Origin of the sequence: Pseudomonas sp. DWP2-2, assembly GCF_049897065.1 — a bacterium.
Classification (GTDB): Bacteria; Pseudomonadota; Gammaproteobacteria; order Pseudomonadales; family Pseudomonadaceae; genus Aquipseudomonas; species Aquipseudomonas paracarnis.
The window spans coordinates 733,857-753,161 of sequence record NZ_JAFCVN010000001.1; the positions used below are offsets into that span (position 1 = coordinate 733,857).

Here is a 19,305-nt window from a genome sequence, read left to right on the forward strand (position 1 = left end):
TGCCCTCACGCATGAAGACGTCAAATAACCAGATCCCCCCGTGCGCCAGCCTGGTGGCCGCGCGCAACGAGCTGGGTTTTCTGCACTCTGCCAGCGCACTCATCGACACCCAAGCCACGTCACTGGAACTGTACTGCCAGATGACCGCCGCGACGCCCGCCTGGCTCAAAGGCGCGTTCAGGTTGCGCGACAGCATCTCACAGCACTTTCACGTCGAGCGGATCGGCGGGTTCTCGGGTGTCACACCCCAGTGCGCCCCGGTGGTCGGCGAAAAGCTCGATTTCTTCACCATCGAAGCCATCAGCGCACAGAAGCTGGTACTGACTTCCCGCGATACCCACCTGGCGGTCATGGTCTCGATCGATACACCTCTCACGCAACCGCGCTGCCTGCATATCACCACCTCCGTCAAGACCTACAACACGTTCGGCCGCCTGTACATGCTGCCGGTGGCGCCGGTGCACGGGCTCATCATCAAGCGTTTGCTGTCCCGTCTCCCCCTACATTCCCCAACTCGCTCACTTGGAGATCGCAACTCATGAACAGCGCAGACTCAATTGACCCTCATCTGTTGCACAAAGACACACCCAGGGATGTATTGATCGGACGACCCAGGCTGATTCTGCCCAGCTTTCTCAGTGCTTCGATCGGTGCCGACATACTGGCTGGCAACCCCCAGGATCAGGACCTGTTCAAACAGCTGTACCGTGCCCAAGACGGCCGGTATGTGCTGCGCCATCTGCCCCTGACCCTCAGTGCGGAACAGGCCGGCACACTCTCCACCTTCGAGATCCGCCTGGCTGACTTCTATACCGAGTGCGACGACCACTTCATCCTCACGGCTGAATTCATCCCCCACCAGGCCCAACGCTACCTGGCCCAGCATTTTCAAGGCGGTGATGCCCACATACCGCCCGACCAGGTAATGCGCATGATCGAATGCCTTGAGGCGCTCGCGCAGTGGGACAAGGCCAGGCAGGGCTCTTACCTGTTGATCAACGACACCAAGAATTACTACTTCTACAACAAGCAGCACGAACATGTGCCGGGCCTGATGTTGATCGAAGTGGCCAGGCAAGCCATGTACCACTACGTCTACAACTACTTGGGCCATCAGCGCGGTGCGGTTTCCATTTCCATCGAAGACTTGCGCATTTCCTTCAACGCCTACACCGAATCGGCTTACGAGGTCGAAGTCGTGGTGCAACAGACCCACGGCTTGAAGCGATCGCAACCCAAGTCCATCGACAAGTGCGCAAACTTCTATCAGAACGGCCGGCTGGTATCGCGTCTCTGGCTGCAAGGCGCAGTGATCAAGTTACCGCTGTTCAAACGCATGCGTTCGTTGAACTACCCTCAGGATCACTGGTTCACCCCTTCCGATCGCTTGCCCAAGAACATCCTCGTGCATCACGCCGACAGTGCGCTGCAAGCCAGGCTGAGCCTGCTCTCGGTACTGGGCGTGCTGGTGACTCACCGGGCCGAGGGCATCAATTGGAGCACGGTCACGACCGTATCGCTGTATATCGAAGGGGGCGGCTTCCTCAGCCTGCCCGTTGCTTCGACTTGCTCCACCGGCGAACCCGACCAGCGCGTGCTGGTGTTCGACAAACTGTCCAAGAGCCAGGCCAGCGAACTGCGTGAAACGATCAAGTGCCACTGCTTCTTTGCCGGGCAGATGCAATGGAACGCTGGCTCTTCACCTGACCCTCTGGCGCCCGAGCAAATCGTGGCATGAGGATCCTGCGCCCATGAGCTATGAGTTATCACAACGCCCACTGATGATCGGTCAGGGCGTTTCGCTGAAAAACCGCATGTATTTCGCGCCGATGGGCATCGACCTGGCTACCTCGGACGGTTCGCTGTCCGAGGAAATGCTCAGGTTCTATCAACATGTAATCGACGGAGGCTGCGCCATGGTGGTGCTGGGCAACTCCTCCATAGCGCCCTCCACGCGCCTGCATGCGCGAGGCCTGTGCCTGCATAGCCATGCCAACGTGGAAAAGCTCGCGCCGCTGGTGGAGTACGGTCGCCAGCGGGACTGTCCAGTGGTGGTGCAACTTCAGCATTACGGCGCCCAAGGTGGCACACAGATCAGCGGCCAACCGCTGCTTTGCCCGAGCCGCAGTGCGTTATCCCGCGGCGCCGAGGCATTGGAGATGAGTGTCGAGGACATCGACGCCGTTTGCGATCAGTTTGCTCAAGCGGCTCTGCGAGCCAGACAGGCCGGCGCCAGGATGGTCCAGCTTCAGGCCTCCAATGGCTACCTGCTGAGCAGTTTTCTATCGCCCTGGACCAACCATCGCAATGACGCTTACGGCGGCAGCCCGCTCAAGCGAGCGCGGTTTCTGTTGGAAGTCATCGACCGCATTCACAGGGTTACCGCAGGAGAGCTGGATGTTTCCGTGCGCCTGGGCATTGATGATTGCGTAGGCGCCAACGGGCAGCAACCGGAACTGCTCCAGGATGTGGTGGCTGCCCTGGAAAACGCCGGGACCTCGGCAATCATGTGCTCGATCACCATCAAGGAAACCTTCCGCTACATGCTGTCTGCCCATCCGACGATTCAGCAACAGTTCGTCGAAGGGGTACGCCTGATCAAGTCATTCACCTCGCTGCCGGTCGGCTATGCCGGTTTCATTGGCTCCCTGCAGGAAGCAGAAAATCAACTGCGGCTGGGTCACTGTGACCTGATCGGTATGAGTCGAGCCCTTTTTGCCGACAACGACCTGATCAACAAATCGCTCGCCGGCCATGAAGACAAGGTTCAGCAATGCCGGTTCGACGGTAACTGCTTTCGGGACAAGAGCAACCCGCAACTCGACCGGGTGTATTGCTGCGTGAATGAGCACTACAAGCGTCCCGCTCACATCCACTACGGGAATCAATAACATGGAATTTCAAGACAAGAACATCGTCATTACCGGCGGTGCCAGCGGCATCGGCCTGGCGGTGGCAAAACAACTGGCCAAAGCGGGCGCACGCCTGTTCCTGATGAGCAGGAACCAGCAAAAGGCCGACGCCGCTCTAGAGATACTGGGGGCTTCGGCGCAGTTCATCTTTTGCGATGTGGCGTCGCACACGTCGGTAGCCGAGGCATTCGCGACGGTGGATGGCGAGGTGGATCAGTTGCACTTTGCAATTAACAACGCCGGCATTACCGCCCCCTACGCACCGATCGCGACCAGCGCACCGCAGGATTGGGACAGGGTCATCCACACCAACCTGAACGGCCCCTTTTACTGCCTGCAAAAAGAACTGGAACTGATCAGCCGGTACCCCGATGGAGCGATCGTCAATGTGTCTTCGTGCGCGGGCGTGATGCCTATGGCCAATCAGGCCGCCTACGTCGCCAGCAAGACCGCGCTCAATGCCTTGACGCAGGTCGCCGCGATGGAGAATGCCTGCGACAGCGAATCCGGTTTTGCCGTACGCGTCAACGCCGTAGCGCCCGGGCCGACACTGGGCGGTATGAACTCTGCGGAACGGCTGGCGGCCCACCCGGAAAACACCCAGCGCAAGCGTGACGTGACCGCCATGAAACGCTTTGCCCATCCAGAGGAAATCGCCGACGCGATCGTGTTTTTGTTGAGCCGCAGATCCAGCTACATCACCGGCTCGGTGCTCAGTGCCGATGGCGGCTATCACATCGGCAAATTCTAGGGGCAATCATGGCTAGCATATTGATCACCGGTGTGAGCACCGGTATCGGCAACGCTCTGGCGCGTTATCACTTGGCCAGGGGCGACGAGGTGCTCGCGGTATCACGCAATCCTGCGGCCAATATCCCGTCACAGGAGCGCTTTCACTTCCTCAGGTGCGATTTGACCGATATTGACCGCGCCCCGGCAATCTTGCAGGCGTTGCTGTCGCGCTCCTCCGCCCCGGTAGACACCGTCTACCTGAATGCGGGTCGGTTCGGCAGCCCTCCACAACTGGCCACGCAAACCTCGATGCAGGAGTTCAACAGCGTCCTGGCACTTAACCTGGGCGCGGTGAAAATGGTCCTGGATATCCTGTTGAGTGCGACGCAGCCTCCCAGCACCGTGGTGTTTTCATCATCGATTTCGGCCGTGCGCCAACGGGCCGGGATGCTCTCATATTCGGTCTCCAAGGCGGCGCTGAACGCTCTGGCAAAGATCTATCACCTGGAAAACCCACACACATTCTTTGCCGTGCTGGGGCTCTGCAACGTCCAGACGACGGTGGCGAAGACCATCATGGCGGCGGATGAACGCTTCAGTGATCTTGTCGCACTCCGCCAACGGGCGGCAGTGCCCGGCTACATCGTCGACGCAGAATCCCGCGCTGCGCATATCGTTCAGGTCTTGGCCGAGCGCCATCATCTTGGGCTGAAATCGGGTGAGTTTCAGGAAATCCGCGACTTGTTGAACCAGCCACTCCAGGAGGAGACCCGCAATGACCCAATCCACCCATGAAAAAATCGTACGTGTCGGCGCTGCATACGACATTCTCGCGATGGCTCCCTTCGCCTTGCCGATCGTGTCCGTCTGGGCCTATGCACTGATCCAATGGGTTGATTTGCAACTGGGCTTCGACAGCCACTTCTCGGCGCTCGACCCCACCGCCATGTTCCTGCTCAACATCGGCGCCTGGGCATACCTTGTGTGGGGCGTTGTACGTTGGCGAGCCCCTACACGCGAACATGCCCGTCTCAGCGCCCTGCTACGCGTGATCGTAGTGGTAGTGCAGGGAGTGGCCGTCAGCAGTGGCGCTTCACCTTTCCTGCTGGTGCTGGGTGCCGTTCAATTGTTGCTGGCGGTGCTGGAGTTTTCGCATAGATTATTCGAGCGCAGCGGTGCCCCATCCAGCCGAGAAGAGGCACGCGCTTACTGATGCCGCCGGAGGCCAACCTGGCGCTTGATGAAGGCCCGCCCTCTTCTCCTCGACATCGCCCCGGACCATCCACCCACTGAGCGTTCCTGCTTACCCCTAGCTTTTTCTAGGGGTTCAAGCGCGACGGCTAACAACCCCACAATGCCGCGGTAGTGTGGGGTTCTTCTCTGTTGGCAAGTTGGCTTTGGATGATGTTGGGCGGGTGGTTACCGTGCGGTTGCCGGCAGCTCCTGGCACCACTTGATAGAACGCAGCGCTTCCTCGGCAGGCACAAGCGCGTAGCGCGAGTAAAACATTGTTCCGCTGAAACGACGGCCGTCGACTTCACCCAAGGTCTGCCCATCCTTGTAGTCAGAAGTGCTGAGTTGATCGGCGATGTAATACACCTTGCCATTCTCGACGGTGATATCGAAACGCTGGTTAACCATACCGCTGATGATCGGTGGCGAGGTGGAGGCAACGCTGTGCTTGCCGGCGGGAATGCCGGCCTTGAAAAAACTACCGGAAGGCAAGCTGCCGATAGTGCGGCCATCGACCTGAATAGCCGGGGCGACCCCGCCACCGATGCTCGCCGCCGTGCGATAAAAGTAAACCGTCGCCTCATCCGCACGAGGTTCAGCCGGTGACGTGAAGAACGGTTGGCCTTTGAGGTCCGGACCGCTGATGCAACCGGTCAGTGAGACCAGGCCTGCGAACAGGCTGGCCCAGAGTAGCGTAGAGCGCTTCATGCATGAATTCCTTGAACGTGGATCAATGGGCGTCGGGGTCGATGACTGTCACCGGTACCGGCTTCAAATCGTGCACAGCCCTTTACCGAAGTCAGTGGCATCAGAACTCGGCCAAGGCGCAAAACCACTCTTCGGCGTCAGATTCACGATGTTCCGGTCCTTGAGCATCGGGTACTTGCGCTTGAGCGCCTGCACCGTGTCATCGGCATTATTCACGTTGGACAGGCAAAAGCGCAGGGCATCGACGCGCAGATCACCGATATAGAGAGTTTCCCCGGCCTTCACCGAGAAAACCGCAGGCACCGGGCGCGGCATCGACTTACCCGCGTAATACACGTAATGCCACTGCGTGTACTCATACTCACCCGGCGGCACTTCATACATGAAGTAATGGCCCAGCACAGAGGGAGATGGCTGATCATCTTCATTGCCCAGCGTTGTCAGCCGTATTGCGGTGCCGGGGGCTCCCTGTTGCTTGATCTCAACCACCAGCCCATGGGGCTGCATCATCGGAAAGCTCTCACCAACCGAACCCACGATGATCGCCTTACTCGGGTCCGGTGCGTGCTTGCCGTCGTAGCGTGACGTCGCGCACCCGGATAGAAGCGTCGCGCAAAGTGCGACTGCGGCCCAGACAAGATGTTTACTGCTGACTTTCCCTAGCATTGGTTTTTTTCCGATCAGTAATCTTGCAGTTCGTAGAGCCCAGCCGAGCGAACCAAACGTTCGCACATCTGATGCTTCGTTGCTGGCTCGTCGGCCTCTATTGTCCAGCTACCCGCACCTTGATAACAACCCACGCTTGACCCACTCCTGTAGGAGCGAGCTTGCTCGCGAAAACCCCAAACGATCACGCAGCGCCTGAAGGTAAAATCCGATTCCCCTGCTGCACCTTGCTCCATTGCCTACGCCTGCGTCAGAATCCGCCGGCTTGTGCGCTGAGGTGGCCGTCTCTAAGGTGGCTCGGTCGCTGAATTGTTCAGTGATCGGGTTTAGTAGCCTGAAGGTTAATCCAGACAACGTGCACAAGCTTCATCGATCAGACATTGCGTCTGTGTTTGATGGTGGCTGTGCGCAGGGCACCTTCGGGTGCGCCGGCTTTGTTTGGATTCCCCGGTCTACTAACCTGCGCACAGCCGCCACCCTTATGTTTAGTAGCTAAAGGATGATGGCCCTAAACAGGAATTCAAACATGCTCAAATCAGATTCAAGTGCTCTCTTCAACGTTGCCCCCAACGCCAGCAACGAAACCCTCATCACCAACAGCTACGAAACCTTCACCAACGTCAGCACCCTGCTGCTCGACCTGTCCGAAGACCTCAACGGCAAACACCGCGACATCGCCCTCGCCATACACCAACTGAGCGAACTGGGCGTACTGCTTACCGCCAGACTCCTCGACCGCGAAGTGCCGTGCCCTGGCTGATGATTAGCCCTTCAACTTGCTAGCCCGATAACCGCCGCGTCGTCGTGAGCCACCTACAGCGACTCGGCGGTTTGGTTTGATGGGTAGGTCGACTGGCTAGAGCGGGACGGTTACGCTGACGTTTTTCGCATGACGGGAAAAGCGAATGACAACGGTGTATCAGGGAAGCTGCTTATGCGCAGCCGTCACTTACGAGCTATCCGCCACGCCAAAGTCAGTGAGCCACTGCCATTGCCGCCAGTGCCGCAAAAGTCACGGGGCCGCATTCGCTTCTTACGGCAGTGTTCCCCGTAACGCACTACGCCTACTTTCCGGCGCCAACAGCATCAAAACCTATGCATCCTCAGAGGCAGTGTTGCGCGAATTTTGCACGCACTGCGGCTCGGCATTGTTCTGGTCGCGGTCTCAAGGGGAATTCGCCGACTGGGTGTCAATAGCGCTGGGCACGCTCGACACACCCTTCATAGCTGAAAAGCAAAAACACGTTCATGTCGACTCCGCAGTCCACTGGTGCAGCTACCCGCCTCAGAAACCGCCAAGCTGCATGATATGAGTCGCCTGGGCCTCATCTGTTCGCTTGAAGCCACAGCGCTCATAAAAGGCGCTTCCTTCAGCCGTATCCGTGAAAAGACGCACGACCTGAAACCTGAGAGCGGCACGTTCAACAAGCGCCTTTACCAGCGCCTGCCCGACGTGTTGCCCCCTTGACGAAGCTGCGACGTACACCCGTCGCAGTCTGGCCACATTATCTTCAGCATAGGGATCAACTGAAAGACCGCCGATGCCTATCACTTGCTGATTCAAATAGGCCGCCATCAGACACTCGCCGGGTGCATCAAAGCGGTTTGCTCCAGAGTGCCATTCGTTAATCAGACGAGTGAGGAACCTGAAACCCTCGCCAACGGCCTCCTTTTCCAGCGCCTGTATCTGGCGCGGAAGGTGGGTGATCCGTCGAATCTCATATCGTTTCATCCATCCCTGCCTCCAATATGAAACGCGTTCAATGCTAACAATTTCGTTTGAAGGCCACTCCTGTAGGAGCGAGCTTGCTCGCGAAAACCCCAAACGATCACGCAGCGCCTGAAGGCAAAATCCGATTCACCTGCCGCACCTTGCTCCATTGCCTACGCCTGCGTCAGAATCCGCCGGCTTGTGCGCTGGAGTGGCCGTCTCTAAGGTGGCTCGGTCGCTGAATTGTTCAGTGATCGGGTTTAGTAGCCCACCTTAGACCTAACAAGTGCACACGCTTCATCCATCAGACGTTCGCGTCTGTGCTTGATGGTGGCTGTGCGTAGGGCGTCCTCGGACGCGCCGGTTTTGTTAGGTTCCACCGGTCTACTAACCTGCGTACAGCTACCGCCCTTATTGTTTAGTAGCGATGGGGAAGTGGCCCAAGCAAGGAACTTAACCATGGTTAACAATTCAACCACCCTCTTCACCGTCGCCCCAAACGCCAGCAACGAAACCCTCATCACCAACAGCTACGAAACCTTCACCAGCGTCAGCACGCTGCTGCTCGACCTGTCCGAAGACCTCAACGGCAAACACCGCGACATCGCCCTGGCCATCCACCAACTGAGCGAACTGGGTGTACTTCTCACTGCGAGACTCCTGGACCGCGAAGCGCCCTGCCCTGGGTGATGATTAGCCCTTTAATTCAATAGCTCGATAACTCGTCGCGTCGTTGTAAGCCACGTACAACGACTCGGCGAGTTGGCGCTTGATGGCTTTGGTGGATTCAGACTCGGCACATGCCCTTTACGATGACGAGGGCGACGACTGCTTTCGGCCAGAAGCGGACGTCCAGCCCACCACTTTCCTCAGGGAGAAGCTGCCAACAGGAAGGCAATCTTGAAAAGGATATAAACTCGCTTGGCGGTGTCCCAGACGTCAACATACGGAAATAGATTCGTGCAGATTCATATTATCTACACCCGAACAATCACGTTCCTCTCCAAGCATCCTTACCAATCATGGAGAGAAATTCAAAATCAGTACCCTGACTACATGACTTCGCTCGGCCCTTGGGAAGAAGATACGATCATCGATTACCTTGCAGATGAATACCCAGAACTTTCCCCGCATCCGCAAGAGCAAGTCAACGCATTCATAGCGGATACTCAAGAGACAAGAGTGCTTACTTTTGCCGCGTAAATCGTCTTAGCGAGCATTCTCAGAAGCTCGCCCTCGCCGTCCGCTTTGAGTCGGAAGCCGCTGTTCGCGACGGTCTGTCGTCGGCCGTCGCTATACATGGCCAAACCTCAGTCTGTTCCGCCATCTCCAGGGCGTCATCGACCTCAATCCCCAGGTATCGAACAGTGCTCTCCAGCTTCGTATGGCCGAGCAACAACTGCCCCCCCCCGCAGGTTCTTCGTCCTGCGATAGTTCAGTGTTGCCTTCGTACGTCTCATTGTGTGTGCCATACATGGCTGGATCAAGGCCCACGGCTTTCACCGAGCCTTTGACGATACGAGCGTATTGAAGAGTAGATAGATGGTCTGAAGTATCCAGCTGGCTAGGAAAAAGGTAGTCCTCGCTGCGTGGCTGGGCCCGGTGTATCCAGGCCTCGAGAGCAGATCGTGTTTGATCAGTGATCTCAAACTGCACAGGCCGCTGCGTTTTCTGCTGCATCACCATGGCTCGTGATGATAAGTGCTCGCAATGAGCAACATCGCGCACGCGGAACTTGGTTAAGTCGCAGGCTCGAAGCTTGCTGTCGATGGCCAGATCGAAGAGAGCTAGATCTCGGTTTTTTTCCGCAATTTGAAGCCTTACTCGGATGGCCCAGATATCTCTCAGTTGGAGTGGGGTTTTCTGCCCGACCAGTTTTCCTTTGTTCCAGGGCTGACGTCTGCAGGTAGCGATGATGGTCATGAGAAATCCTCCACGTGTGGAAGGACAAGGATGGCTAATCGGAGCAACGGTCGCTAACCGGCCAAAAGCTGCCGCTGGTCATAATGTATAAATCAACAAAAGCCGACTCTCCTTTACCTTTCTATGGAGGCAGCACTCGTTGATGGCACCGAAAGGGCCGCCTGGCTGACTTGGCACTTCTTCCCTGTGAAGCCTCCCCGCGACAGTTCATCGCACAGGTTAAAATTGCAATTTATATTCGGATGAGGTATAGCGCTAGAACGACTGGCGAGTTAACGTCATTACTACTCTCTCGGTTTTTAAAATAACTATAGTAGTGACAGACAGGGAGTACGTCCGATGATCGATTTTTCAAAACTTCAAACCGGCCAGAATAGCGATACTGCTTTACAGCCCAGGGATATATTTAATTCTCTCCCAGGAAAAGAGAAAGGAAGGTATCAATATCCAAGGGATGTGCAATCTAAAGTTTGGGAGCAGTGGCACAGTCGAAAGGCTGAGAGCAATCTCGTAATAAAAATGAATACCGGTAGCGGTAAAACAGTAGTTGGACTGTTGATATTAAAAAGCTGCCTGAACGAAGGGAAGGGGCCAGCAGTTTACATCGTTCCAGACAACTACCTAGCTGAACAAGTTATCCAAGAGGCCAGATCGTTAGGGTTGTCGGCCACTACCGATTACAACTCCCACGGCTTCCTGCAGGGGAAAGAGATCCTTGTGGCGAATATTCATACTCTTGTCAATGGGCTATCAGCATTCGGGGTTGGTGATCAAGGAATAAAAATTCGTATTGGATCTTTAATTATAGACGATGCGCATGCATGTCTAGATACAATTGAAGAGCAGTACACAATATCCCTGCCAAACTCTAGTGCATCATACAAGGGAATTTATAAGCTGCTGAGAAACTCTCTACTGCAACAGAGTGAGCCCCGCGTTTTAGAGCTGGAGAATTATGACCCTTCAATTCAGATGCTTGCGCCATTCTGGGCTTGGCAGAGTAATATAAGCGAGTTAAGTAAGCTTCTTATCCAAGAAAGGAACGAAGATTACCTTAGGTTTAAGTGGCCACTAATAAAAGATAGCCTTAAGCTATCGCGCTGTGTCGTTAGTAGCTCAAAAATTGAAATATCCCCTCACTGCATACCTATCAACTCAATCCCAAGCATTGAATATGCAGAACGAAAAATATTCATGACTGCAACTCTTGCTGATGATAGCGTGCTGGCAAGTCACTTCGGAATTACTGATGAGCGGGCGTATCAAGCGATATGTCCTGATTCCTTTGGCGACATTGGTGATCGATTGATTTTAATGCCGCAAGTTATCAATCCGGAGTTGTCAGATGACGACATAAAACAGCTTTGCATTCATGCAAAACAACATATAAATGTAGTAATTATTGTACCGTCAGATCATCGCGCCAACTACTGGAAAGATATTGCAGACTCGGTATTGAAGAAAGGAAATATCCACGATGGAATTAAAGCGCTTAAAAAAACGACAGCGGGTCTAACGGTGCTAGTCAATCGCTACGACGGCATAGACTTGCCCAATGATGCTTGTCGGTTACTGGTTATTGATGGCCTTCCAGACGTAAGGCGCATGATCGACAAAATCGAAGAAGGAATTCTGCTAGGCACTGACCGTTCTGCCACTCAAATCACTCAACGAGTGGAGCAAGGTATGGGCCGAGGAGTACGTTCTAACGATGATTATTGTGCTGTACTCTTAATAGGAAAAACGCTAACTCGAAAACTATATGCGAGTTCCGGCGTTCAAAAATTCTCGGTTGGAACCAAGGCTCAGCTCGACCTATCAGAAAAAGTCGCCAGCCAGATTGCCAAAGCTGATTTGCAAGCCATTTGGGATACACTGATCTATTGTTTAAACCAAGATCCCAATTGGGTTTCCGCAAGCAAAGGTGCACTAACTAGTCTCACGGCAACCCCTACTAGCAATGCCGACCCTGTAACAATGGCACTCCGTAAAGCCTACGATCAAGCATTAGCCAATAATTCAAAGAATATTGGGGATGGGATAATAAATTCTATGCCGTCAGCTACCAAGGTGATGAGATCCTATTTAAAGCTGAGAGCCGCGGAATACGTAAATTTGTATGATCAAGTCGAAAGTCAAAAGCTGGTGCTTTCTGCGGCGAATGATAACCCGAGAACTTTGAAGCCTATTGATGGCATTGGCTATCACAAGTTGGAGGGCGAACTTCTTGAGCAGGCAAGAGAATGTAAAAATTACCTTCAGAGCTTTGCTAATCCAAATATCCCAATAATTGAGCTTGACGGCGTTTTAGAGGACCTAAAATTTGAGCCGGAGACAGCGGCTCGCTTTGAACTTGCGCTTGCTCAGTTGGCAAGATTTATAGGCTTTACTTCGCAACGCCCAGAAACAGACTCTGGCAGAGGTCCCGATGTCTTGTGGCGTACCGGCCCCAACCAATATATCGTCATAGAATGTAAAAATGGTGCGACAACCGATACTATCAATAAACATGATTGCAACCAATTAAACGGATCGGGAGAGTGGTTTGAAAATAAGTATGGGGCAGGGATGTCATACTTTCCCATAATGATTCATCCAGCGAAAAAGTTCGAGCATGCAGCATCTCCAAAAGCAACTACAAGAATCATGACTAGTGAAAAACTGGAAGCTCTCAAAAAAAGTGTTCGAGATTTCATCAAGTCAGTGTGCTCACAAGGCCTAATCAGCGACGAAACTCAAATCAGAAATCAATTGCTGCAACTCAAACTCAGGGCCGTCGATTTCCAAGTTTTTTACACTACCGCGTACATCGCATCTTCATAGCAAATGAAGCCGTGGTTAGTTTGAACTCGGAATGTCGCCATCACGGTGGATATGCACTGTGATGTCTAAAAATGCAGTGGCAAGAACGCTTTGCGCATCCAAAATATTATTGATCAATTGCGACCTGGGTACTGCTCAGTAATCGGATCCCTAACACTCTTCTTCGCGCCCCGTCATCCGCCATCGCTAGTACCATTGTTTTTGTTGCTTCAAGAGACATGAGCCGTTCTGAGACGAAATCGTCTAGGGTTTTCATGGACTGAGAGCCATTGCAAAACGTAAATGCCTTTCCCCACCCCAAGATGATCTTGTCGATTCGGTAGAGGGCTGATGAATACGAGTATTTACCGTTACCGTCTTTATATTCCGCATTGTAGCGAAGGGCATGAGCTGCTGTGTCAAATTCGGCCCTTAGCTTCACTTTGAAGCGCTTACGAGTTGCTTCGCTGGGCTGGACTAGCCCTGGAGATACGTTGCAGCCTAGGAAGTCGAAGCCTTTATCTACGGATCCCCGAGACGCTTTTACTTTGTCTACACGTGGGTCATAGGCGCTCAAGCCTATTTTGCCTAGCTCCTTTAAAGCCCTGTTGAAGGCTCGATCCACATCGCTAAGACTCTCTCCAAGCAGCAGGAAGTCATCGATGTAGCGAAGGCACGTGATGCCATCGGCGTTCATGGTCACGTCGAAATCGGCTAGGTAGATATTGGCTAACAACGGGGATAAGGGTGAGCCTTGCGCTACACCTTCGATTCCTATCGGAAATATCTCGTCGAGACCCTGCCTTCTCAAGTCGTCGATGTTAACGAGGTCGGTCGTGATCGCCAAGTCTAGGAGCTTGAGCGTTGCGTCACATTTTATGTGGGAACGTAATAGATTCTGGATACGGTCTTTATTTATCTTGGTAAAAAAGGCCGGAATGTCCGAGCGAATATGGAAACGGGCACCATTTCGCATAGCATCCCTAGCGTCAGATATGGCCATAGCAACGCGTTTCGTGGGTATTCCCCCATAGCTCGTTGCAGTGTCGAGCACTTTCCTAACAAACGGCACACGACGTTGTAGAACGTCGAGCAAGGCACGCTGAACAACGCGATTGGGGATAGGAGATAGCACCAACGGACGAGATTTCCCGCCCGTTTTTTTTTGTGCAACTCCGGTCTGTTGGAGAAAAGCAAATGTCTGCTTTGACAGGGACCGCTGAATTTCAATCAATGAGTCAGGCAGTCGACTCTCAAATTCTTCAGCGTCTCGCCTTATTTCGTCGGAGGAAGAAAAAAACGCGCTACTGCGCACCTTCCTCCACGCACCGTAAAGGGTTCGTTGACTATAGATGTCCTTATACAGTCTGCTCACTCAGACGATCCTTGTGTTGTTGGGCATCACCAGTTCGCTCTCACCCAACTGCTACAGGGACTAACTACCTTCGGGAGACCCAGATACCTGAACGGCTATCTTGGTCGCGACCCGCACAGCGCCCTCCGAAGAGATAACGCTGCCGTCTGGCAAACTTGGTTCAACGCCGCGTGGCGGCTCGACCAGCAAGCAGACGAAGCAGAGGGCAGCTACAAAGAGCCTAACTGCCGCACGCGCCACATTGGCACGTTTTTGCATGGACACATATTGGCCTCCTGGGCGCATGGGGTACGAAGAATCGTACCTTTTTCGTCCTCTCGGTCAACTGCGCCTCACGCAATTTGACGTCGAGCGCCGCACTGAAAATAAAGCTGCCAACCGTCTGGCGTGCCCAATAAAAGGACAGAGTTACGGTTGTTGACGCAGCAGTCGGGCAACACTCACTACCTTCGGGAGACCCAGATACCTGAACGGCTATCTTGGTCGCGACCCGCACAGCGCCCTCCGAAGAGATAACGCTGCCGTCTGGCAAACTTGGTTCAACGCCGCGTGGCGGCTCGACCAGCAAGCAGACGAAGTGGGTTCATAGTAGCAAATTAATGGCTGATAGCTAGTAGGATCGAAGGGGGGTAGAAGAACTATGATTGAACGCCCTCTAATGGCCGATTTCTGCCGTTCGTGAAGGACAGCAATCGGCCAACCTAAGCCAGAGTTAAACCACCGGTATCCGGTACACAACCGAATCATATTTCTCCGCCATCCGCCTCTCAATGACCACTCCCCCCAAAGCTTCGGCAATACGCCGACTCGCACCATTCTGCGTCGCAACAGGATAGATAAAGTGCTTCGCCACCACCCACTGGCTAGCCCACTGAACAACCGCCCGCACCGCTTCACCACCAAACCCCAGCCCATGTTTATCTTCACGGATCCAGATACCCAACTCCGGTGTTTCACTGCCAGTATGGTGCAGCCCGACCAAGCCGGTAAAACGAGCACCTACCCGCTCCCTGACCGTGAACACGATGTCGCTGCCATCCGCTATCGCAGGCAGCCACCGTCCCCAGACTTGCGCGTACTCTTCCAGCGAGGCAGGCGGTTCCCAGGACATGTAGCGAGTCAGAGACAGTGAGATACAAGAGAAAGACTCAACAGCGTCCTGCTCGCAGAAGGGCTCGATGCTCAGGCGTTGCGAGAGAATGCGGATTGGGTGGGTGTCCACTGGCATTGCACTTTCCTTCCTGGGGCCGTTACTCCATGTATGCCGTGAACATACCATGCGGGTCGCTTCATCAGTATCAGGCTCTCTATACTGAGCCCCCAGGATGGTAGCTAGAGCACCCAATATGCCCGTCGCACCCAATCAAAATTCCCCCATCATTTTGGTCCCGGTTCAACAAAGCGACTTGGATAATCTGGTAGCCATTCGAATCGAGGCCATGCGCGAAAGCCTGGAGCGTGTTGGGCGATTTGACCCAGTGCGTGCGCGGGAGCGGTTTCTTGGCGGCTTTGAAGCTCGCGACACACGCTATATCGAGGCGTCTGGAGAGAGGGTGGGTTTCGTAGTGGTCAAACATCACCCCAATGAACTCTTGCTCGACCACTTGTATGTCAGGCCGGGCGCGCAAGGTTCAGGGGTAGGGTCTGCTGTTCTCTCTCAGATTTTCAAAGAGGCGGATGCGGCTGCGCTGCCTATCAAAGTGGGGGCTCTCAAAGAAAGCGCTTCGAATCGCTTTTATACCCGCCATGGCTTCCAGTTCATCGAAAGCAGTGAATTCGACAATTATTATGTTCGTCAGCCTATTCCGGCGATTGGCGCTCATTCCGGAACCATGGGCTGACGAGCACTAGCCCTTCAGTTCACCCGCCCGATTGCTCGCCGCGTCGTCATACGCCACATACAGCGACTCTGCAATTTGGCTTTTGATCGCCTTGGTGGCCTCCAAACCCAGCACAAAACCCTCGGCTTTACCGCCAGCACGGTTGAGTTCTTCATGGGTGGAGGCGCCAGTAATAGCGTCAAGCAGCTTGGCGGCGTGGGGGCCGACGCCTTTGGGGAGGGAGATCTGGTCGATGGACATTATCGCTACCTTGAAAAATTGAGTTCGGGAGCGAGTGGAACCACTGCCGGGGCTGGCATGGTAGACCTGTTTGCCATGAAAGGGGTCGCTTTACGCGCAGCGGCGCTATTCTTTGCGGTTACGCAGTCAGATGGGGCCATTGATCAATCTGGAGGGGCTTATGGAGTATTGCGTTGAGGGCTACTGCCTTCGGCCATTGGCATGTGACGATTTCGAGAGGGTCAGCCGTTACGAGCGCATCAACCGCAGGCATCTGCAACCCTGGGAGCCGCTCAGGGACGAGGAATATTTCACCACGGGCAACGCAAAGGCCAGGGTCGAGCAGCAGGTCAACAATATGCACGCTGGCAACGCTCTGTGTTTCCTCTTGCTTGAACCCGAGAGCGGAGAGGTCCTAGCGCGGTGTAACTACACGAACATTGTGAGAGACGTTTTTCAGGCCTGTCATCTTGGCTTCTCGCTGGCGGAATCAGCCCAAGGCCGTGGCCTGATGAAAAGAACGCTTCAGATCACTAACCAACACTGCTTTGAGCAGTTGGGTCTTCATCGGATCATGGCCAATCATTTACCCCGCAATGTGCGAAGTGAACGCCTTCTGGAGTCGCTGGGGTTTGAGAATGAAGGACATGCGCGAGCCTATCTGAAAATCGCTGGCATCTGGGAGGACCATACGTTGAGATCGTTGATCAACCCTGAACAATAAGCGCGGCCACTGCCGCCGACCGGTCCTCGACGACAGCCGCAGGCTGCGCCGATCAAGCCTGGGTGCTGAACCCCTGGGCGGCACGCCGCTCCAACATCGCCCGCTCAGTCTCTTGCGTCGCGCGCTCGCCGTTGGAAGACAATTGGTTTATGAAAAACTGGTTTCTGCCCGCTTTAATATCCGACGGGTCATGCGTTCTGAACAAGGGCGCCAGATCAATAGTGCTGGCGAAGTTTTCATTGGTCAGGCTGTAGTAGCCCAGGGTGCTTCCAGACCAGGGTGAACCTGCGTCTACCATGTCGATGGCGGCGTTGCGGTAGGCCACGGCTGTGGCTTTCAGCTCAACGGATTGATTGAGCAGAACCGTCAGCCTCTCGGTCGCCTCACGGCTGAGTTGGCCAGCCGTATCGAGCACTTTCAGCCGGCCGTCAGCCTCAACGGTAAAACCGTACCCGGTGCTGGCCAGGTCGGGCGCAGTGGCTGCCAGGTTCGCTTCGAATGTCTGGAAGGAAGCTTTCAGCGCACTTTGCGCGCCATTGAACAGGTCGACGAAACGAGGAAAGTGCGGCGATTCGGAGCGACCGACCCAGGTATCAACGGCCTCCGGGGCTTGTGCCGTGGTTGTCGCCGCTTCACTGGGATGGTAAATGGCCGCGGGGCCGGCGTTTGCCAGGGCTTGCTTGGCGGGGTCCGTCGACGCCTGGGGTACGAGCTTCTGCTCAGAAGGCGTGAGGTTGAGATTGGCCGGTGGAATATAGGCAGGGCTAACGGAAAGTGCCATTTAATCGGTCCTTGATTAGCGGGTTCATACGGGTTATCGACCATAAACGCGTCAGCTTTAGACCGTCACGGGAGCAAGCTCCCTCGCCACAGCTTTTGATCGTTCCACGCCCTGCGCAAGAACGAACACGCGCCCGAAGCATTCCTGATGCTCGAAGGCTCGCCACGGGGCATTTTGAATACCGGGCATGAAGGTGGGGAGCGTACGGCTGAAAATGCTCGGTGGATTTGAACAGGCTACGCCCATGCCGTTAGGCATCCAGATCACACCCTGAGGGATGCATGTTTTCTTGATGTTTCGACACGACCGCTGCCTGTGTCTCCTTGTATATGATCTGGTCACCGCCAGATTCATTCTGGCCGCTTATCATCTGTCGCCTCAATGCGCTTGAAAAAGAACGCAAGGCGACTCGCCAGAAGGATACGACAATGACGACTTGCGCACCCCCTGCTGGGTCACGTGAACACTACGACTCGGTAAGCCGAGCAGTGCATTGGCTGATGTTCCTGTTGTTTGCGTGGATCTATTGCTCAGCCATAACCCATTACCTGGCGTCAGACTCAGCGCTGGATAAATGGCTGTGGCCCTTTCACAAACCCGTAGGGTTGTTATTACTGGTGTTGCTGATCCTACGTGCCAGCTGGAGTCTGCTGAACCAACACCGGCGCCCACTCAGCATCAGCCGTTTCGCCGCCGCCGGGCACGGCATGCTGTATGCACTGATGTTCCTGATCCCGCTGATCGGGATGATCCGCCAGTACGGCTCCGGCCGGGCTTTTTCTGCGTTTGGCGTGCAGGTCATGGAGGGGTTCGAGGGGGAAAAAATCCAGTGGATGGTTGATCTGGGCAGCAACTTTCATAGCTTGCTGGGTTGGACAATGCTGGTGCTTATCCTCGGGCATGTCGGGGCGGTGGTCATGCACTATAGGCAGGGCGATAAGCAGGTACTGCGGCGTATGACAAGAGGGGTGCGCCAGCACTGAAGTGACGCGGCCCACAGGTAGGGCCGCGCTGTCAGGATTGCTCCAACACCACCGGCTTGATCGCCCGCCCATGCTGGCGCGCCGTGACCAGGCCGATGGTCGATGACACTTCGCTGCAATGACCAGGCCACTTGCATTGCGGTACCCTCTCCACCGCGTTGGCGATGGAACACAAACGGGGATACCCGGATATCGTTGCCGAGGATTGCTTGAATGAGTGGCAACGCTTGCGCCCCGCGCTTCAATAACGCCCGCTCTGATCAGCCTATCGCCTGATGCCCCAACCCACTCCCAGGATTCACGGATTTCCTTTATGCCGCCTGCCTCACGCGACCACGCCCGTATCGAACGCCGTCTCATCGCGGCGCTGACCGACGCCTGCGAGATCGCAAAGGTCGAAATTCCGGGCTTCGACTGGTTGACCCACACCGTCGACTACCACGCGTTTCCCCAAAGCCTGCGGGTGATCTGGGTGTTCGACAGCGTTGCGAGCAAGGCTCGCGCCCTTGCGACCGGCGGGGACGCCCGTATGCGCGAGCTGACTACCGCCGCGCTGGATGACGCCGACGTGCACGTCCCGAACATCGCCCGCTGCGTCAGTTTCGACTCCGAAGAGGAATGCCACCTTCGGCATGGCGGCGATTGGCGTCGGCGGCTGGCTACTCTCCGGGGGATCTGAATCGCGCCACGGCTCA

General features: G+C 55.1%; 23 protein-coding genes and 1 pseudogene. 15 read left to right on the forward strand and 9 right to left on the reverse strand.

The window, feature by feature from the left end; genetic code table 11:
* The first annotated feature begins 11 nt into the window (after positions 1-11).
* The 6 genes from ACP7CZ_RS03140 to ACP7CZ_RS03165 are packed head-to-tail and all read left to right on the forward strand — an operon-like array spanning position 12 to position 4,857.
* Complete coding sequence (locus tag ACP7CZ_RS03140; RefSeq protein WP_294164851.1) at positions 12-542, forward strand: DUF2867 domain-containing protein; 531 nt, start codon at positions 12-14, stop codon at positions 540-542.
* Positions 539-1,738 carry an AfsA-related hotdog domain-containing protein gene (locus ACP7CZ_RS03145; protein ID WP_294164852.1) on the forward strand — a complete coding sequence of 400 codons (1,200 nt, stop codon included), beginning with the start codon at positions 539-541 and terminating at the stop codon, positions 1,736-1,738. Before ACP7CZ_RS03140 ends, ACP7CZ_RS03145 begins: the two co-directional genes overlap by 4 nt.
* Positions 1,739-1,751: 13 nt before the next feature.
* On the forward strand, positions 1,752-2,891 hold the full coding sequence (locus ACP7CZ_RS03150; RefSeq protein ID WP_294164855.1) for an NADH:flavin oxidoreductase: 1,140 nt from the start codon (positions 1,752-1,754) through the stop codon (positions 2,889-2,891).
* A gap of 1 nt (position 2,892) precedes the next feature.
* On the forward strand, positions 2,893-3,663 hold the full coding sequence (locus ACP7CZ_RS03155; protein ID WP_054898590.1) for an SDR family NAD(P)-dependent oxidoreductase: 771 nt from the start codon (positions 2,893-2,895) through the stop codon (positions 3,661-3,663).
* Between the two features lie 8 nt (positions 3,664-3,671).
* On the forward strand, positions 3,672-4,439 hold the full coding sequence (locus ACP7CZ_RS03160) for an SDR family NAD(P)-dependent oxidoreductase (RefSeq protein ID WP_252949881.1): 768 nt from the start codon (positions 3,672-3,674) through the stop codon (positions 4,437-4,439).
* On the forward strand, positions 4,420-4,857 hold the full coding sequence (locus ACP7CZ_RS03165; RefSeq protein ID WP_054921632.1) for a hypothetical protein: 438 nt from the start codon (positions 4,420-4,422) through the stop codon (positions 4,855-4,857). The genes ACP7CZ_RS03160 and ACP7CZ_RS03165 overlap by 20 nt, the downstream gene beginning before the upstream one ends.
* A 206-nt stretch (positions 4,858-5,063) precedes the next feature.
* Here ACP7CZ_RS03165 and ACP7CZ_RS03170 read toward each other — a convergent pair whose 3' ends face one another.
* Positions 5,064-5,585: a DUF2846 domain-containing protein gene (locus ACP7CZ_RS03170; protein WP_294164858.1), complete on the reverse strand. Its 522-nt coding sequence runs from the start codon at positions 5,583-5,585 to the stop codon at positions 5,064-5,066.
* Positions 5,586-5,648: 63 nt separating this feature from the next.
* Positions 5,649-6,251: a hypothetical protein gene (locus ACP7CZ_RS03175; protein WP_060773048.1), complete on the reverse strand. Its 603-nt coding sequence runs from the start codon at positions 6,249-6,251 to the stop codon at positions 5,649-5,651.
* A 526-nt stretch (positions 6,252-6,777) separates the two neighbouring features.
* Between ACP7CZ_RS03175 and ACP7CZ_RS03180 the strand changes: the two genes are divergently transcribed.
* Complete coding sequence (locus ACP7CZ_RS03180) at positions 6,778-7,011, forward strand: DUF6124 family protein (protein ID WP_275622420.1); 234 nt, start codon at positions 6,778-6,780, stop codon at positions 7,009-7,011.
* Positions 7,012-7,156: 145 nt separating this feature from the next.
* Positions 7,157-7,564 carry a GFA family protein gene (locus tag ACP7CZ_RS03185; protein WP_105227388.1) on the forward strand — a complete coding sequence of 136 codons (408 nt, stop codon included), beginning with the start codon at positions 7,157-7,159 and terminating at the stop codon, positions 7,562-7,564.
* On the opposite strand, the gene ACP7CZ_RS03190 is transcribed toward ACP7CZ_RS03185, so the two are convergent.
* Positions 7,537-7,983, reverse strand: coding sequence for a GNAT family N-acetyltransferase (locus ACP7CZ_RS03190; RefSeq protein ID WP_294164866.1), 447 nt, complete (start codon positions 7,981-7,983; stop codon positions 7,537-7,539). The genes ACP7CZ_RS03185 and ACP7CZ_RS03190 overlap by 28 nt on opposite strands.
* A 438-nt stretch (positions 7,984-8,421) precedes the next feature.
* Here ACP7CZ_RS03190 and ACP7CZ_RS03195 point away from each other — a divergent pair, with 438 nt between their 5' ends.
* Both ACP7CZ_RS03195 and ACP7CZ_RS03200 read left to right on the forward strand, forming a co-directional pair.
* Positions 8,422-8,652: a DUF6124 family protein gene (locus tag ACP7CZ_RS03195; RefSeq protein WP_294164868.1), complete on the forward strand. Its 231-nt coding sequence runs from the start codon at positions 8,422-8,424 to the stop codon at positions 8,650-8,652.
* A gap of 270 nt (positions 8,653-8,922) precedes the next feature.
* On the forward strand, positions 8,923-9,165 hold the full coding sequence (locus tag ACP7CZ_RS03200; RefSeq protein WP_294164870.1) for a hypothetical protein: 243 nt from the start codon (positions 8,923-8,925) through the stop codon (positions 9,163-9,165).
* Positions 9,166-9,268: 103 nt separating this feature from the next.
* Here the strand turns inward: ACP7CZ_RS03200 and ACP7CZ_RS03205 are convergent.
* A pseudogene (locus ACP7CZ_RS03205) lies at positions 9,269-9,885 on the reverse strand (tyrosine-type recombinase/integrase); the annotation flags it as partial.
* 339 nt (positions 9,886-10,224) lie between these two features.
* Between ACP7CZ_RS03205 and ACP7CZ_RS03210 the strand changes: the two are divergent.
* A complete protein-coding gene (locus ACP7CZ_RS03210) occupies positions 10,225-12,708 on the forward strand; it encodes a DEAD/DEAH box helicase (RefSeq protein WP_294164871.1) in 2,484 nt (827 codons plus the stop codon).
* A gap of 106 nt (positions 12,709-12,814) precedes the next feature.
* Here the strand turns inward: ACP7CZ_RS03210 and ACP7CZ_RS03215 are convergent, their stop codons facing one another.
* Together ACP7CZ_RS03215 and ACP7CZ_RS03220 are read right to left on the reverse strand one after the other, a co-directional pair.
* A complete protein-coding gene (locus tag ACP7CZ_RS03215; RefSeq protein ID WP_294164873.1) occupies positions 12,815-14,062 on the reverse strand; it encodes a reverse transcriptase domain-containing protein in 1,248 nt (415 codons plus the stop codon).
* A 712-nt stretch (positions 14,063-14,774) separates the two neighbouring features.
* A complete protein-coding gene (locus ACP7CZ_RS03220; RefSeq protein WP_294164875.1) occupies positions 14,775-15,290 on the reverse strand; it encodes a GNAT family N-acetyltransferase in 516 nt (171 codons plus the stop codon).
* Between the two features lie 118 nt (positions 15,291-15,408).
* Between ACP7CZ_RS03220 and ACP7CZ_RS03225 the strand changes: the two genes are divergently transcribed.
* Positions 15,409-15,903, forward strand: a complete 495-nt coding sequence (locus ACP7CZ_RS03225) for a GNAT family N-acetyltransferase (protein WP_236453718.1) — start codon at positions 15,409-15,411, stop codon at positions 15,901-15,903.
* A 6-nt stretch (positions 15,904-15,909) separates the two neighbouring features.
* On the opposite strand, the gene ACP7CZ_RS03230 is transcribed toward ACP7CZ_RS03225, so the two are convergent.
* Positions 15,910-16,143, reverse strand: a complete 234-nt coding sequence (locus ACP7CZ_RS03230; RefSeq protein ID WP_003192651.1) for a hypothetical protein — start codon at positions 16,141-16,143, stop codon at positions 15,910-15,912.
* 160 nt (positions 16,144-16,303) lie between these two features.
* Here ACP7CZ_RS03230 and ACP7CZ_RS03235 point away from each other — a divergent pair, with 160 nt between their 5' ends.
* On the forward strand, positions 16,304-16,846 hold the full coding sequence (locus ACP7CZ_RS03235) for a GNAT family N-acetyltransferase (RefSeq protein WP_294164891.1): 543 nt from the start codon (positions 16,304-16,306) through the stop codon (positions 16,844-16,846).
* A 52-nt stretch (positions 16,847-16,898) separates the two neighbouring features.
* On the opposite strand, the gene ACP7CZ_RS03240 is transcribed toward ACP7CZ_RS03235, so the two are convergent.
* A complete protein-coding gene (locus ACP7CZ_RS03240) occupies positions 16,899-17,627 on the reverse strand; it encodes a hypothetical protein (protein WP_089042004.1) in 729 nt (242 codons plus the stop codon).
* A gap of 329 nt (positions 17,628-17,956) precedes the next feature.
* Between ACP7CZ_RS03240 and ACP7CZ_RS03245 the strand changes: the two genes are divergently transcribed.
* Complete coding sequence (locus ACP7CZ_RS03245) at positions 17,957-18,610, forward strand: cytochrome b (RefSeq protein WP_232458787.1); 654 nt, start codon at positions 17,957-17,959, stop codon at positions 18,608-18,610.
* A gap of 31 nt (positions 18,611-18,641) precedes the next feature.
* Here ACP7CZ_RS03245 and ACP7CZ_RS03250 read toward each other — a convergent pair whose 3' ends face one another.
* Positions 18,642-18,785, reverse strand: a complete 144-nt coding sequence (locus ACP7CZ_RS03250; protein WP_157717990.1) for a hypothetical protein — start codon at positions 18,783-18,785, stop codon at positions 18,642-18,644.
* Between the two features lie 138 nt (positions 18,786-18,923).
* On the opposite strand from ACP7CZ_RS03250, the gene ACP7CZ_RS03255 reads away from it, so the two are divergent.
* Entirely contained in the window at positions 18,924-19,289 is a 366-nt protein-coding gene (locus ACP7CZ_RS03255) for a hypothetical protein (RefSeq protein ID WP_054896287.1), read from the forward strand.
* Positions 19,290-19,305 lie beyond the last annotated feature (16 nt).

What these genes read in the sequence shown, in the direction of transcription:
- ACP7CZ_RS03165 (WP_054921632.1), top strand. Translation starts at nt 4,420, where the DNA reads ATGACCCAATCCACCCATGAAAAAATCGTACGTGTCGGCGCTGCATAC.
- ACP7CZ_RS03195 (WP_294164868.1), top strand. Translation starts at nt 8,422, where the DNA reads ATGGTTAACAATTCAACCACCCTCTTCACCGTCGCCCCAAACGCCAGC.
- ACP7CZ_RS03255 (WP_054896287.1), top strand. Translation starts at nt 18,924, where the DNA reads ATGCCGCCTGCCTCACGCGACCACGCCCGTATCGAACGCCGTCTCATC.
- ACP7CZ_RS03210 (WP_294164871.1), top strand. Translation starts at nt 10,225, where the DNA reads ATGATCGATTTTTCAAAACTTCAAACCGGCCAGAATAGCGATACTGCT.
- ACP7CZ_RS03160 (WP_252949881.1), top strand. Translation starts at nt 3,672, where the DNA reads ATGGCTAGCATATTGATCACCGGTGTGAGCACCGGTATCGGCAACGCT.
- ACP7CZ_RS03155 (WP_054898590.1), top strand. Translation starts at nt 2,893, where the DNA reads ATGGAATTTCAAGACAAGAACATCGTCATTACCGGCGGTGCCAGCGGC.
- ACP7CZ_RS03245 (WP_232458787.1), top strand. Translation starts at nt 17,957, where the DNA reads ATGATCTGGTCACCGCCAGATTCATTCTGGCCGCTTATCATCTGTCGC.
- ACP7CZ_RS03140 (WP_294164851.1), top strand. Translation starts at nt 12, where the DNA reads ATGAAGACGTCAAATAACCAGATCCCCCCGTGCGCCAGCCTGGTGGCC.
- ACP7CZ_RS03235 (WP_294164891.1), top strand. Translation starts at nt 16,304, where the DNA reads ATGGAGTATTGCGTTGAGGGCTACTGCCTTCGGCCATTGGCATGTGAC.
- ACP7CZ_RS03170 (WP_294164858.1), bottom strand. Translation starts at nt 5,585, where the DNA reads ATGAAGCGCTCTACGCTACTCTGGGCCAGCCTGTTCGCAGGCCTGGTC.
- ACP7CZ_RS03230 (WP_003192651.1), bottom strand. Translation starts at nt 16,143, where the DNA reads ATGTCCATCGACCAGATCTCCCTCCCCAAAGGCGTCGGCCCCCACGCC.
- ACP7CZ_RS03220 (WP_294164875.1), bottom strand. Translation starts at nt 15,290, where the DNA reads ATGCCAGTGGACACCCACCCAATCCGCATTCTCTCGCAACGCCTGAGC.
- ACP7CZ_RS03150 (WP_294164855.1), top strand. Translation starts at nt 1,752, where the DNA reads ATGAGCTATGAGTTATCACAACGCCCACTGATGATCGGTCAGGGCGTT.
- ACP7CZ_RS03240 (WP_089042004.1), bottom strand. Translation starts at nt 17,627, where the DNA reads ATGGCACTTTCCGTTAGCCCTGCCTATATTCCACCGGCCAATCTCAAC.
- ACP7CZ_RS03190 (WP_294164866.1), bottom strand. Translation starts at nt 7,983, where the DNA reads ATGAAACGATATGAGATTCGACGGATCACCCACCTTCCGCGCCAGATA.
- ACP7CZ_RS03175 (WP_060773048.1), bottom strand. Translation starts at nt 6,251, where the DNA reads ATGCTAGGGAAAGTCAGCAGTAAACATCTTGTCTGGGCCGCAGTCGCA.
- ACP7CZ_RS03185 (WP_105227388.1), top strand. Translation starts at nt 7,157, where the DNA reads ATGACAACGGTGTATCAGGGAAGCTGCTTATGCGCAGCCGTCACTTAC.
- ACP7CZ_RS03145 (WP_294164852.1), top strand. Translation starts at nt 539, where the DNA reads ATGAACAGCGCAGACTCAATTGACCCTCATCTGTTGCACAAAGACACA.
- ACP7CZ_RS03225 (WP_236453718.1), top strand. Translation starts at nt 15,409, where the DNA reads ATGCCCGTCGCACCCAATCAAAATTCCCCCATCATTTTGGTCCCGGTT.
- ACP7CZ_RS03180 (WP_275622420.1), top strand. Translation starts at nt 6,778, where the DNA reads ATGCTCAAATCAGATTCAAGTGCTCTCTTCAACGTTGCCCCCAACGCC.